Source organism: Microbacterium arborescens, from assembly GCF_049707515.1.
Taxonomy (GTDB): Bacteria; Actinomycetota; Actinomycetes; order Actinomycetales; family Microbacteriaceae; genus Microbacterium; species Microbacterium arborescens_B.
In genome coordinates, this window is sequence record NZ_JBNAFI010000001.1 from 276,728 (window position 1) to 290,475 (window position 13,748).

Annotated in this window: 8 protein-coding genes; 7 read left to right on the plus strand and 1 reads right to left on the minus strand. The window is 70.7% G+C overall.

What is annotated here, in order from left to right; genetic code table 11:
* Window positions 1-85: 85 nt before the first annotated feature.
* Complete coding sequence (gene sucC / locus ACPYN5_RS01165) at window positions 86-1,252, plus strand: ADP-forming succinate--CoA ligase subunit beta (RefSeq protein WP_424447158.1); 1,167 nt, start codon at window positions 86-88, stop codon at window positions 1,250-1,252.
* Between the two features lie 21 nt (window positions 1,253-1,273).
* Window positions 1,274-2,176 carry a succinate--CoA ligase subunit alpha gene (gene sucD, locus ACPYN5_RS01170; RefSeq protein ID WP_424447159.1) on the plus strand — a complete coding sequence of 301 codons (903 nt, stop codon included), beginning with the start codon at window positions 1,274-1,276 and terminating at the stop codon, window positions 2,174-2,176.
* 154 nt (window positions 2,177-2,330) lie between these two features.
* Here sucD and ACPYN5_RS01175 read toward each other — a convergent pair whose 3' ends face one another.
* Window positions 2,331-3,767, minus strand: a complete 1,437-nt coding sequence (locus tag ACPYN5_RS01175) for an NCS2 family permease (RefSeq protein ID WP_424447160.1) — start codon at window positions 3,765-3,767, stop codon at window positions 2,331-2,333.
* Between the two features lie 80 nt (window positions 3,768-3,847).
* Between ACPYN5_RS01175 and ACPYN5_RS01180 the strand changes: the two genes are divergently transcribed.
* The 5 genes from ACPYN5_RS01180 to ACPYN5_RS01200 all read left to right on the plus strand — a co-directional run bounded on the left by ACPYN5_RS01180 (window position 3,848) and on the right by ACPYN5_RS01200 (window position 13,687).
* Complete coding sequence (locus ACPYN5_RS01180; protein ID WP_424447161.1) at window positions 3,848-5,146, plus strand: cell division protein PerM; 1,299 nt, start codon at window positions 3,848-3,850, stop codon at window positions 5,144-5,146.
* A 4-nt stretch (window positions 5,147-5,150) separates the two neighbouring features.
* The gene (purN, locus tag ACPYN5_RS01185) at window positions 5,151-5,774 is read left to right on the plus strand and encodes a phosphoribosylglycinamide formyltransferase (protein ID WP_424447162.1); all 624 of its coding nucleotides are present in this window, start codon (window positions 5,151-5,153) and stop codon (window positions 5,772-5,774) included.
* Between the two features lie 39 nt (window positions 5,775-5,813).
* Window positions 5,814-7,418 (plus strand): bifunctional phosphoribosylaminoimidazolecarboxamide formyltransferase/IMP cyclohydrolase, encoded by a 1,605-nt coding sequence (gene purH, locus ACPYN5_RS01190; protein WP_424447163.1) that lies wholly within the window; start codon window positions 5,814-5,816, stop codon window positions 7,416-7,418.
* A 127-nt stretch (window positions 7,419-7,545) separates the two neighbouring features.
* Window positions 7,546-9,066 (plus strand): RDD family protein, encoded by a 1,521-nt coding sequence (locus ACPYN5_RS01195; protein ID WP_424447164.1) that lies wholly within the window; start codon window positions 7,546-7,548, stop codon window positions 9,064-9,066.
* 43 nt (window positions 9,067-9,109) lie between these two features.
* Window positions 9,110-13,687: an FtsK/SpoIIIE domain-containing protein gene (locus ACPYN5_RS01200; RefSeq protein ID WP_424447165.1), complete on the plus strand. Its 4,578-nt coding sequence runs from the start codon at window positions 9,110-9,112 to the stop codon at window positions 13,685-13,687.
* Window positions 13,688-13,748: the final 61 nt, after the last annotated feature.

Genomic DNA, 13,748 nt, shown 5'->3' on the forward strand with positions numbered 1-13,748 from the left:
GGGTAGTAGGCTTTCCGATCGGGCGATCTCTCGACATCGAGATTCTTCACGCCCATCACCCACCGTCGCCCAGCGAAGGATTGCAGTGGACCTTTACGAGTACCAGGCCCGAGACCTGTTCGAGAAGTACGAGGTGCCGGTGCTCGCCGGCATCATCGCCGACACCCCTGAGGAGGCGAAGGCGGCAGCCGAGAAGATCGGCGGCGTCGTGGTCGTCAAGGCTCAGGTCAAGACCGGAGGTCGCGGCAAGGCCGGCGGCGTCAAGGTCGCCAAGACCCCCGACGAGGCATACGCCGCAGCCGAGGCCATCCTCGGTCTCGACATCAAGGGCCACGTCGTCCAGCGCGTCATGGTCGCGCAGGGCGCCGACATCGCCGAGGAGTTCTACTTCTCGGTGCTGCTCGACCGTGCGAACCGCTCGTACCTGAGCCTGTGCTCGGTCGAGGGCGGCATGGAGATCGAGGAGCTCGCCGTCGAGCGGCCCGAGGCGCTCGCGCGCATCGAGGTCGACCCCCTGCAGGGCATCGACAAGACGAAGGCCGTCGAGATCGCCCGCGCCGCGAACTTCCCCGAAGACCTCATCGAGAAGGTCTCGGACGTGTTCGTCAAGCTCTACGACGTCTACAAGGGCGAGGGCGCGACCCTCGTCGAGGTGAACCCGCTGGTCCGCACCGGCGCCGGCGACATCGTCGCCCTCGACGGCAAGGTCTCGCTCGACGAGAACGCCAGCGAGGTGCGCCACCCCGAGCACGAGGAGCTCGAGGACAAGGGCGCCGCCGACCCGCTCGAGGCCAAGGCGAAGGCATCCGGCCTGAACTACGTCAAGCTCGACGGTCAGGTCGGCGTCATCGGCAACGGCGCGGGCCTGGTCATGTCGACCCTCGACGTCGTCGCCTACGCCGGCGAGAAGCACGGTGGGGTCAAGCCCGCCAACTTCCTCGACATCGGCGGTGGCGCGAACGCGCAGGTCATGGCCTCGGGTCTCGACGTCATCCTGGGCGACGAGCAGGTCAAGAGCGTGTTCGTGAACGTCTTCGGCGGCATCACCTCGTGCGTCGCCGTTGCCGAGGGCATCGTCAAGGCTCTCGAGATTCTCGGCGACTCGGCCACCAAGCCGCTCGTCGTGCGCCTCGACGGCAACCAGGTCGACGAGGGCCGTGCGATCCTCGCCGACGCGAACCACCCGCTCGTCACGCTCGCCGCCGGTATGGACGAGGGCGCCGACAAGGCCGCCGAGCTGGCGAACGCCTGAGACGCGAAAAGGACCAACGACATGTCTATCTACCTCAACAAGGACTCCAAGGTCATCGTCCAGGGCATCACCGGCGGTGAGGGCACCAAGCACACCGCGCTGATGCTCAAGGCGGGCACGAACATCGTCGGCGGCGTCAACGCCCGCAAGGCCGGCACCACCGTCTCGCACACCGACGCCGACGGCAACGCCGTCGAGCTCCCCGTCTTCGGCTCGGTCGCCGAGGCGATCGAGAAGACCGGCGCCGACGTCTCGGTCGCCTTCGTGCCGCCGGCGTTCACCAAGGACGCCATGGTCGAGGCCATCGACGCCGAGATCCCGCTCCTCGTCGTGATCACCGAGGGCGTTCCCGTCGGCGAGTCGGCCGAGGCCTGGGCCTACGCGAAGTCGAAGGGCAACACGACCCGCATCATCGGGCCGAACTGCCCCGGCATCATCACGCCCGGCGAGGCGCTCGCGGGCATCACGCCCGCGAACATCACCGGCAAGGGCCCGATCGGCCTCGTGTCGAAGTCGGGCACCCTGACCTACCAGATGATGTTCGAGCTGCGCGATCTTGGCTTCTCGACGGCCATCGGCATCGGCGGCGACCCGGTCATCGGCACGACGCACATCGACGCGCTCGCGGCGTTCGAGGCCGACCCTGAGACGAAGGCGATCGTCATGATCGGCGAGATCGGCGGCGACGCCGAGGAGCGCGCGGCCGAGTACATCAAGGCCCACGTCACCAAGCCGGTCGTCGGCTACGTCGCGGGCTTCACCGCCCCCGAGGGCAAGACGATGGGCCACGCCGGCGCGATCGTCTCGGGCTCCGCCGGCACGGCGCAGGCCAAGAAGGAGGCCCTCGAGGCCGCCGGTGTCAAGGTCGGCAAGACGCCGTCCGAGACCGCCGCGCTCATGCGGGGGATCATCGAGAAGCTCTGACGCTTCTGACGAAGGGGCGGATGCTGCGGCATCCGCCCCTTCGTCGTGCGCAGGCCCCGCCCCGGGCCGCAAGAACCGCGAGACGGCAGTTCGGCGCCGAGAGGGTGGTGTAAACCCACTGTCTCGGGGCGAAACTGCCGTCTCGCGGGTCGGGTCAGGCGCCGAGGAGAGCCTCGAGGGGGCCGCGCGCGAAGAAGATGACGAAGCCGGCCGCGACGACCCACAGCAGCGGGCTGACCTGCTTCGCCCGGCCCGAGAGCGCGTTGACGAGGACCCACGAGACGAAGCCGGCGCCGATGCCGTTGGCGATCGAGTACGTCAGGGGCATGACCGTCGCCGTGAGGAACACGGGCAGGAGGACGCGGAAGTCGGTCAGATCGATGTGCGCGATCTGCGACAGCATCATCGCCCCGACGATCACCAGCGCGGCGGCGGCGACCTCGGTGGGGACGATCGAGGTCAGCGGCGTGAAGAACATCGCGAGGAGGAAGACCAGGCCCGTGACGACGTTGGCGAGACCCGTGCGAGCGCCCTCGCCGATGCCGGAGCCGGACTCGACGAACACCGTCGCCGACGACGAGCTCGTCGCGCCACCCGCGATCGCACCGACGCCCTCGACGATCAGCGCCGACTTGATGCGCGGGAAGTCGCCCTTGGCGTCGGCGAGGTTCGCCTCCTTGGCGAGGCCCGTCATGGTGCCCATCGCGTCGAAGAAGTTCGAGAACACGAGGGTGAAGACGAGCATGACGAGTGTGACGATGCTGACCTTGCCGAGGTCGAAGCCGAAGTCGACGGCGCCGATGAGGCTGAGATCGGGGACGCTGACCGGCGAGCCGTCGAGGGCGGGAACCGTCAGTCCCCAGCCTCCGGTGTTCTCGGTCGCGGGCCCCAGGTGCCAGATCGCCTCGACGACGATCGACAGCACCGTGCCGGTGACGATGCCGATGAGCATGCCGCCCTTGACCTTGCGGGCGACCAGGATGCCGGTCAGCAGGAGCGTGATGACGAACATCAGCGTCGGCACCGAGGCGACCGACCCGCCGACGCCGAGCCCGACGGGGGGAGAGGCCTGACCGGTGGAGGTCACGAAGCCGGAGTTGACGAAGCCGATGAAGGCGATGAACAGGCCGATGGCCACGGTGATCGCGAGCTTGAGCTGCACGGGGACGGCGTCGAAGATGAGCTTGCGCAGCCCGGTCGCGGCCAGGAGCACGATGATGACGCCGTTGATCATGACGAGGGCCATCGCCTCGGCCCACGTGACCTCGCCGACGACGCCGAAGGCGACGAAGGCGTTGATGCCGAGCCCCGCCGCGAACGCGAACGGCAGGCGGGTGATGAGACCGAACAGGATCGTCATCACGCCCGCGGTCAACGCGGTCGCCGCGCTCACGGCGGCGAAGTCGAGGGTGGTGCCGGCCACATCGGGCTTGCCCGAGAGGATGATCGGGTTCAGGATCACGATGTAGGCCATCGTGACGAACGTCACCAGGCCGCCGCGGACCTCCGTGGCGATGGTCGAACCGCGCTGGCTGATGTCGAAGAAGCGGTCGATGGCACCCTTCGGCGCGCGTGCTTGCGTAGTGTTCACAAAATCCTCCGAGACGACGGTAACGCCCCCGCGCGCGTCCGTCCGACACGCACAGTCTCGCTGGGTAGGGTCGATCAGGCATGAATCGCCTGCTCGTCGCCCTCCTCTCCGCCTTCGACGCCCTCGTCGCGGTGGCCGTCGGCGTTGCCGCGGCGCTGGCCCCGTTGACCGTGCTCTGGGCAGTCGCCTTCGGCGGAGGTGCCGACTGGTCGTCGCTCTGGCCCGCCTCGGTGCGGCTGTGGCAGTTCGGCAACCTCGTGCCGGTGCAGGTGACGCTGCCGCAGGAGTACACGGTCGCAACCGGCATCGCCGCCGACGCCCTCTCCTTCTCGCTCTCGCTCTCGCCGCTGGCCGTCCCGGTGCTGATCGCGCTGTTCGCCGCGCGTTCGGGCTCACGCGCGGCCACCGCCGGTGCCGGCTTCACGGGGGTGCTGGCCGGCACCGTCACGGTCGCGGTGGCCGCAGTAGCGCTGGCCACGACGGCATCCACCCCCTACGTCACCGTCGAGACGTGGCAGGCCGTCCTGCTGCCCGCCCTCGTGTTCGCGGTACCGGCGCTGCTCGGCTCGATCTCGCGTGCCTGGCGCGACGGTGACGACGGCCCCGTCGACTCCGTGTTCGTGCGGCTCGACCGCTCCGGTCACGCGGCGGCGATCTCCGCGGGGGCGCGCGGGCTGGCGATCGCTGTCGTCGGCTTCGCCGCGGTCGGGGCGCTCCTGGTCGGTGTCGCCGTGCTCGCGCGCGGCGGTGAGATCGTTGCGCTCTTCCAGGCGGCCAACGTCGACGCGATCGGCGCGACCGCGGTGACCGTCGCGCAGGCGGCGTACCTCCCGACGTTCTTCGTGTGGGGCGGCGCCTTCGCGGCGGGCCCCGGTTTCGCCCTGGGCGCCGGTTCGACCGTCGCAGCATCCGGGACTCAGCTCGGCGTCGTACCGGGCATCCCGGTCCTCGGGGCGATCCCGCCCCAGACGCCGCCCGTGCTGCTGCTCGTCGCGCTGCTGTTCGTCGCGGTGGGATTCATCGCCGGCGCCGCCGCACGTCGTCGGCTCCCGGCGCCGGCTTCGGCGTCGGCCGCCGAGCCCGTCGGGCCTCGTCTGATCGCATCGGCCATCGTCGCGGTGGGCGGCGGCCTATCGGTCGCGATGCTCTCGCTGCTGGCATCCGGCGCTTTCGGCCCTGATCGGCTGACGCACATCGGCCCGTCCGCGGGCGCCGTGGGTCTCGCCTTCGCGGTCGAGATTGGCATCGGCGCGACGATCGCGCTGCTCGGTCCGCACTCATCGCACCGCTCCGATGCGGTCGCGGACGACGCCCGCGTCGGCGCCCACGTCGGCGCCCATCACGAGGCTCAGACCGCCGACACGCCGCGGGTAGAGTGAGACGGTGCTGACGGTCGCGGTCCTCATCTCCGGCGGCGGGTCGAACCTGCGAGCTCTTCTGGATGCCGCGGCCGAGCCCGGCTTCCCCGCCCGCGTGGTGGTCGTCGGCGCCGACCGTCCCGCAGACGGCCTCGCGCACGCCGCCGCCTACAACATCCCCACCTTCGCGGTTCCCTTCCGCGAGTACGCGACGCGCGAGGAGTGGGGGGACGAGCTCGCCAGCCAGCTCGCGGCCTGGGCCCCCGACCTCATCGTGCTCAGCGGTCTCATGCGATTGCTGCCGGCCGCCGTGGTCGACGCGTGGTCGCCCCGCATCATCAACACCCACCCGGCCTATCTGCCGGAGTTCCCGGGTGCACACGGCGTGCGCGACGCGCTTGCGGCCGGCGCCGACCAGACGGGGGCGAGCGTCATCGTCGTCGACGCCGGTGTCGACACGGGGCCGATCCTCGCTCAGGAGCGCGTGCCCGTGCTGCCGACGGACGACGAGGCTGCGCTGCACGAGCGCATCAAGCCGGTCGAACGCCGTCTGCTCATCGACGTCGTCCGGCGTATCGCGACGGGCGAGCTGGACCTCGCCGCACCGTCGGCGCCCGTTTCCCCGACCCCCACCGCTCCGACCGCCTGACGCACCGCAGGCCCCACACCGCACCCGAGGAGAACCGCCATGGCCGGACCGAGCCACGACCCCGCCCTCTACCGCTCGCGCGACCTCGTCGCCGTCCGGCGCGCGCTCATCTCCGTGAGCGACAAGACCGATCTCCTGCCGCTCGCCCGGGCGCTGGCCGGCGCAGGCGTCGAGATCGTCTCGACCGGCGGATCGGCTGCGCTCCTGCGCGACGCCGGTCTCACCGTGACCGATGTCGCCGACGTCACCGGGTTCCCCGAGTCGCTCGACGGTCGCGTCAAGACGCTGCATCCCGGGGTCCACGCGGGTCTCCTCGCCGACCTCCGCCTCGAGAGCCACGAGGCTCAGCTCGGCGAGCTCGGCATCGCCGCGTTCGACCTCGTCGTGGTCAACCTCTATCCGTTCGTCGAGACCGTCGCATCCGGCGCCGCACCCGACGACGTCGTCGAGCAGATCGACATCGGCGGGCCCGCGATGGTGCGGGCCTCGGCGAAGAACTTCGCCAACGTGGCGATCGTCGTCTCGCCCTCGTCGTACCCGGCCATCATCGAGGCGGTCGCCGCCGGCGGCACCAGCCTGGCGCAGCGCCGCGACCTGGCCGCCCGAGCCTTCGCGCACACGGCCGAGTACGACCGTGCCGTGGCGACGTGGTTCGCCGAGTCCACGCTCGAGGGCGACGAGCTGCCGCAGCACCTGACGATCCGCGCGGAGCGCCTCGCGACCCTGCGTTACGGCGAGAACTCGCACCAGCGTGCCGCGATCTACACGCGCGCCGGCGGCCACGGCATCGCCCAGGCCGAGCAGCTGCAGGGCAAGGAGATGTCGTACAACAACTATGTGGATGCGGATGCCGCGCTGCGGGCCGCGTTCGACATGGTCAAGCCTGCCGTCGCGATCATCAAGCACGCGAACCCCTGCGGCATCGCCGTGACCGCACCGCAGGCGCTCGATCCCATCGCCTCCGCCCACCTGCGCGCCCACGAGTGCGACCCGGTGTCGGCCTTCGGCGGTGTCATCGCCGCCAACCGGACGGTGACGCTGAAGATGGCGGAGAACCTCCGCGACATCTTCACCGAGGTGATCGTCGCCCCCGACTTCGAGCCCGAGGCCCTCGAGGTGTTCCGGCTGAAGAAGAACCTGCGGGTCCTGCGCCTGCCGGCCGACTGGCGCCAGGAGCGCATGGACGTCCGGCTGGTCTCGGGCGGGCTGCTGCTGCAGGATGCCGATCGCTTCCCGGACGACATCGAGTCGGTCGCGAAGGACTGGCAGCTGGTCTCGGGCGAGCGCCCCGACCCCTCCGAGCTCGAGGGCATGATCTTCGCGTGGAAGTCCTGCCGCGCGGTCAAGTCCAACGCGATCGTCCTGGCTCAGGGGTCGGCGACCGTCGGGATCGGCATGGGCCAGGTGAACCGCGTCGACTCGTGCCGTCTCGCGGTGGAGCGCGCGGGTGAGCGCGCCGCCGGATCGGTGGCGGCATCCGATGCGTTCTTCCCGTTCGCAGACGGCCCGCAGGTGCTCATCGACGCGGGCATCAAGACGATCATCCAGCCGGGCGGCTCGGTGCGCGACCAGGAGGTCGTCGACGCGGCCCGTGCCGCAGGCGTCACGATGTTCTTCACGGGCGAGCGCCACTTCTTCCACTGACCCCGACATCCCCGATCCGCGAGACCCCAGTTCCGCCCCGAAACCCTGGCTCAGAGCCGGGCTCTCGGCGCAAGAGTGAGGTCTCGCGGGTCGGGGGAGGTCGGCGGGCGATAGGGTCGCTTCGGATGTGAGCCGTTTCGGGGAGGAACGAGTGATCTGGGAGATCGATGAGCGCGCTCGGACGATCGAGGGCCTCGACGCCCGCGGTCGGCCGCGGCCGGAGTACGCCGCTTCGCTCGGGCTGCGGCGGGCGCCGTTCGGACGGCGTGTGCTCGCAACGGTCATCGAGGCGCTCGCGCTCCTGGTGATCCAGGCGCCCATGCTGTTCCTCGTTGTACCGGCGCTGGGCAGCATCGCCCTCGAAGCCGATCCCGTCGGCGCGCTCACCGGGCGCGACGACCTCCTGCTGCTCATCATCCTCGCCGCCGTCAGCTCGGGACTGTCGACCGCCTTCCTGCTGGTCCAGCTCATCCTGCTCGGGCGCCGCGGCGTGACCCTCGGCAAAGCACTCACGGGCCTGCGGTCCGTCAACGTCCGCACCCTCGAGCGCCCCGGCTTCTGGCGCGGCGCGGTCGTGCGCTATCTCATCCTGTGCGCGAGCATGATCGTCCCGGTGCTCGGCCCGCTGCTCGTCATCGCGCTCTCGCCCCTCTTCGATCCCGACCGGCGCGGTCGCGGGTGGCCCGACCTGGCGGCGGCCGTATGGCTCGTCGACATCAAGCACGGGCTGAACCCGTACGACGACAAGCGCATGCGCATCGCGCGCAAGACGGTCGCGACCGACCTGCTCGACGTGAAGACCCAGCTTCCGTCTCTCGCGACTCCGGTGGCTGCCGCGGGTTCGGGCGCCTACGTCCCGCTCGCACGCAACAAGGGCGGCGTGCTCGGCGCGGTGCGCTCGGCCCCCGGTCACGTGATCGTGGGGGAGGAGGATGCCGTGGCCGACGAGGCTCGCCCCGACATCCCCACCACCGTCGCGCCCGCCCCGTTCGCGTCTCCCGCGCCCGGGATGCCCGCAGCCTCGCCCGCCGCTGCCGGCGGCGCCCTCGCGTCGTCCTCCCCGCAGGGTGCGGCGACATCAGCCTCCGCGGCGCCCGGGTCCGCCGCCGTTGCCCCCGGGGCGATCGTCGCGCCCGGCCCCGGCGCGGCCTCGTGGACTCCGCCGCCGCTGATCGAGGAGCAGGCCGCGGCGCCGCGGCCGTCGGCCTCGGTCCCCGCGCCCGCGCCCGCAGCGCCCGCGACGCCCGCGCCGGCTCCCGCCCCCGCGCAGGCCGACGCGCCGGCTCAGCCCGCCGCATCCGCATCCGCATCCGCATCCGCATCCGTTGAGCTGACCCTCGACTCCGGCGAGACGGTCTCCGTCGTCGGAGGCGGCGTCGTGCTGGGGCGCGCACCGGCGACCGGCCCCGGTGATGTGGACGTGTCGCCGTTGCCCGTCGCGGATCCGACCCGTTCGATCTCGAAGACGCACTGGGCGCTGCTCCGGCAGGAGGGCCGGGTCGTGGCGGTCGAGCGCGGCTCGACTAACGGCAGCGTCCTCGTCCGCGGGACGCGCGAGCAGGCACTCGAGCCCGGCCGCCCCGTCGAGCTGCGCGACGGCGACACCATCCGATTCGGCGACCGCTCCGCGGTCGTCGCCCTCCGCTGACCTCCCCGCCGATCCGGCGTCGCACCGCTGACAGGAGCCCTCGATGAGACTCAAGCTGACTCTCCAGCGCCGTGACCACACCGGCACCGACATCGTCGTGACGTCGGACTCGACGGCGACCGTGCACGACGTCGCTCGGCGGATCGTCGACAGCGACCCGCGCCGCGAGGTGATGGCGGGCGACTCCGACGTGCTGACGCTGACGGTGGCCCCGCCCACCTCTCCCGACTTCGTCATGCTCGACCCCCACATGCTCGTGAGCGACGCACCGGTCGGTTCGGGCTTCGTCGCGTCGGTGACCAATCTCGGGTCGGACTACGTCTCGTCCCGCGGCGCGGGCGGGCCGGTCGCCGCGATCCTCCACGTCGTCGGCGGACCGCTCGCGGGGCGTGAGTTCTCGCTGCCGCAGGGCCACTTCACGATTGGTCGGTCGCAGGGCAACGACATCGTGCTCGATGACCGGCTCGTTTCCAAGCGCCACGCGCGCATCGAGATCGGGGCATCGGTCGAACTGGTCGACCTGAACTCGGCCAACGGCATCGTGATCGACGGCGGTCTCGTGCAGCGCCTGCGTGTCATCCCGGGGCAGCGTTTCCAGCTGGGGGACACCGAGCTCGTCATCTCGATGGTCGACAGCTTCGCGCCGGTGGAGCAGGACCCGGTGCTCGAGCGCGGCGGCAGCCTGCTGTTCAACCGCAGTCCGCGGGTCGAGGCGCGGTACGTCGGCGAGGAGCTCGATGAGCCCCGCATGCCGAAGGACCCCGTCTCGCGGCTCTTCCCCTGGCCGATGCTCATCGCACCCCTCATCCTCGGCATCGCGATGTTCTCGATCACCAATCAGCCGCGGACGCTCCTCATCGTCTTCATGACGCCGATGATGCTGCTCGGCAACTTCATCTCACAGCGCACGCAGCTCGGGCAGCGTCAGCGCAAAGAGGTCGAGATCTTCGAGCGCACCTTCGAGGAGCTCGAGGAGCGGCTGTACCGGTTGCGCCCGCGGGAGCGGGAGGTGCGCAACGCCGAGGTGCCGCCGGTGGCCGTCGTGTTCGAGCAGGCCATGCAGCTCGGCCCCATGCTGTGGACGCGCCGCCCCGAGCACTGGAACTTCCTCGCGGTCCGCATGGGCAGCTCCGAGGCGCCGTCGCGCTCGAGCGTGAAGCGCGCCGAGAACCCCGATGCCCTGCAGGAATACGTGGAGCGCGTCGATCGTCTGCGCGACCGCTACCGGATGATCGACGGCGTGCCGGTGCTCGAGTCGCTGCAGAGCGTCGGAGTCCTCGGTGTCGCCGGCGGCGCGCGCGAGGCGGCCGACGCCCTCCGCGGGCTCGCCGTACAGCTCTTCGGCCTGCACTCGCCGAACGACCTGGCCGCCGTGGCGTTGACCGAGCCCGAATGGGCCAAAGAGCTCGAGTGGCTCAAGTGGCTGCCGCACACGTCGAGCGAGCGCAGCCCGTTCCGCGACATGCCGCTGTCGGACTCCGCCTCCACGGGGGCGGCGCTGCTCTCGGGTCTCGAAGAGCTCGTGATGCGGCGGTCGAAGGCGGCATCGGCTCCTCGGCTGCCGTTCGACGACGACTGGGGTCCGATGCGGTACGGCACCGACGTCCGTCGAGCGGCCGAAGAGGCGACGTTCCCCGGGCAGACGGCGGTGCTCGTCATCGTCACCTCCGACGCGCCGGTCGACCGGGCCCGGCTCATCCAGGTTCTCGAGCGCGGCGCCGACGTCGGCGTCTACGGCATCTTCGTCGCCCCGGTCGTCGATGCACTGCCCGCGGTCTGCCGCACCTTCGTCGATGTCACGGGAGGGCTCGGCGCCGCGCGCGTCGGCACCGTGCGCAGCGGAGTGGAGTACCCCGTCACCGAGGTCGAGGGCGTCTCGAACGAGCTGATGACCGTGCTGTCGAAGCGCCTCGCTCCGGTCACCGACGCGAGCACGATCATCGAGGACTCCTCCGACATCCCGAACTCGGTCATGTTCCTCTCGCTCGTCGGCTCGGAACTGGCGACCGACCCCTCGTTCGCGATCGAGCGGTGGCGCGAGAACAACACGATCCTCGATCGCTCGGGCGCCGCGATGCCGCGACTGAAGAAGGCCGGCAACCTCCGCGCGATCGTCGGCCAGGGCGCCACGGACGCGATGGCGCTCGACCTGCGGACGCAGGGACCCCACGCCCTCGTCGGCGGCACGACGGGTGCCGGCAAGTCGGAGTTCCTGCAGGCGTGGGTGCTCGGGATGGCCGCCGCGCACAGCCCCGACCGTGTGACGTTCCTCTTCGTCGACTACAAGGGCGGGTCCGCCTTCGCCGACTGCGTCGAGCTGCCGCACACCGTCGGGCTCGTGACCGACCTGAGCCCGCACCTCGTGCGGCGCGCCCTGACGAGCCTGCGAGCCGAGCTGCACCACCGCGAGCACCTGTTCAACCGCAAGAAGGCGAAGGACCTGCTCGAGCTCGAGAAGCGTCGCGACCCCGAGACGCCGCCCGCCCTCGTGCTCGTCATCGACGAGTTCGCCGCGCTTGCGGGAGAGGTCCCCGAGTTCGTCGACGGCGTCGTCGACATCGCCCAGCGCGGGCGCTCGCTCGGCATCCATCTGATCATGGCGACCCAGCGTCCCGCCGGCGTCATCAAGGACAACCTCCGCGCCAACACGAACCTGCGCGTCGCGCTCCGGATGGCCGACGAGTCGGATTCGAAGGATGTCGTCGACGACCCCGTGGCCGCGCGTTTCGACCCCAGCATCCCCGGTCGCGGTATCGCCAAGACCGGCCCCGGCCGTCTCGTGCCCTTCCAGTCCGCCTACGCCGGCGGGTGGAGCTCCGACGAGGTCGTCGCCGCCGACGTCAGCATCGCCGAGCTGCGATTCGGTTCGGTGCAGCGCTGGGAGGTCGACGAGAAGCCCGAGGATCCCTCGGCCGAAATCGATCCCGGCCCCAACGACCAGAAGCGGATCGTCGCGACGCTCGTCGCCGCCGCCAACCGCGCAGCCATCCCGGCACCCCGCCGGCCGTGGCTGGACGATCTGGAGACGACCGTCGACATCCGCTCGCTGCCCGCGGGCCGTGCCGGCTCGATCCTCATCGGCAAGAGCGACATCCCCGAGCGTCAGCTGCAGGAGGCGGTGTACTTCGAGCCGGACCGCGACGGTTCGCTGCTCGTCTACGGCACGAGTGGTTCGGGCAAGTCCACGGTGCTCCGCACGATCGCGATCGCCGCCGCGACGACGGGCCGGCGCGCCGAGAACATCGAGGTCTACGGTCTCGACTTCGGTTCGGGGTCGCTCAAGAGCCTCGAGATCCTGCCGCACGTGGGGTCGGTCATTCCCGGCGACGACGCCGAACGCGTGCAGCGCATCATGCGCTCGCTCGGAAAGGTGCTCGATGACCGCGGCAAGCGCTTCAGCGCGGCCAACGCCTCGACGATCGGGGAGTACCGCGAGCTCACCGGCCGCGACGAGGCGCGCATCGTGCTGCTCCTCGACGGCCTGCCGCAGTTCCGCGCGGAGTGGGAGGCCACCTCGGCGCGGATGCCGTTCTACCAGGCGTTCATGCGGATCCTGGGCGAAGGTCGCCCGCTCGGCGTGCACGTCGTCGCGACCGCCGACCGCTCGGGTTCGGTGCCGACCGCGGTCAGCTCGAACATCTCGCGCCGGGTCGTGCTCCGACTCTCCGACGAGAACGCATACGCACTGCTCAACGCGCCGAAGGACGTCCTCGACGAGCGATCGGCACCCGGGCGCGCGATCGTCGACGGGTTCGAGACGCAGATCGCCGTCCTCGGCGGGACGCCGAACGTCGCCGAGCAGACCAAGCTGCTCGGCCAGCTCGCCGACGAGCTCCGCTCGCGGGGTGTCCGCGAGGTCGCCGAGATCGGCTCGCTGCCGACGCGTCTCGCGATCGCGGACCTCCCCGACAGCATCGGCGAGTTCCCGGTGCTCGGCGTCGCCGAAGACACCCTGGCCGCGCGCGAGTTCGACCCGGTGGGGACGTTCGTCGTGGCCGGCCCGCCGATGGCCGGGAAGACGACGGCGATGAAGGCGATCATCACGTCGATGACGCGCCTGGACCCCCAGGTGACCCTGTTCCACTTCGGTGGACGCCGGTCGCAGCTGCGGGAGTTCGCGCCCTGGGTGCGGAGCGCCACGACACCCGACGACGCGAAGGAGCTCGCCACCGAGCTCGCCGAGCTCGTCGCAGACGAGACGCTGGGCCGCCGCATCCTCATCGTCGTGGAGGACGTGCCGCAGTTCGCCGACTCGCCGGCGGAGCGTCCGCTGAAGGCGCTGTTCCAGGCGGTCAATCGCAGCGACCACCTCCTCATCGGCGACGCCGACGTCACGCAGGTCACGAGCGGATTCGGCCTCGTCGGCGACTTCAAGGGCGGTCGCAAGGGCATCATCCTGAAACCGGATGCCTTCGACGGCGACGCCGTGTTCAAAGTGCCGTTCCCGAAGGTCAAGCGCAGCGACTTCCCCGAGGGCCGCGGCATCTTCGTGCAGGCCGGTCGTGCCGTCACGGTGCAGATGCCGCTCGTCGAGGCCGACACGGTGCCGGTGCCGGCGCCCGTCATGGCGGGCGCGCCGGAGGACGTGTCGAACGACACCGTCACCGAGACCATCCGCTGATGTCGCCCGAGCGGAAAGCGATTGCCTAGCACATTCCGAGGTGGGGAGTTCTCCCCATCGA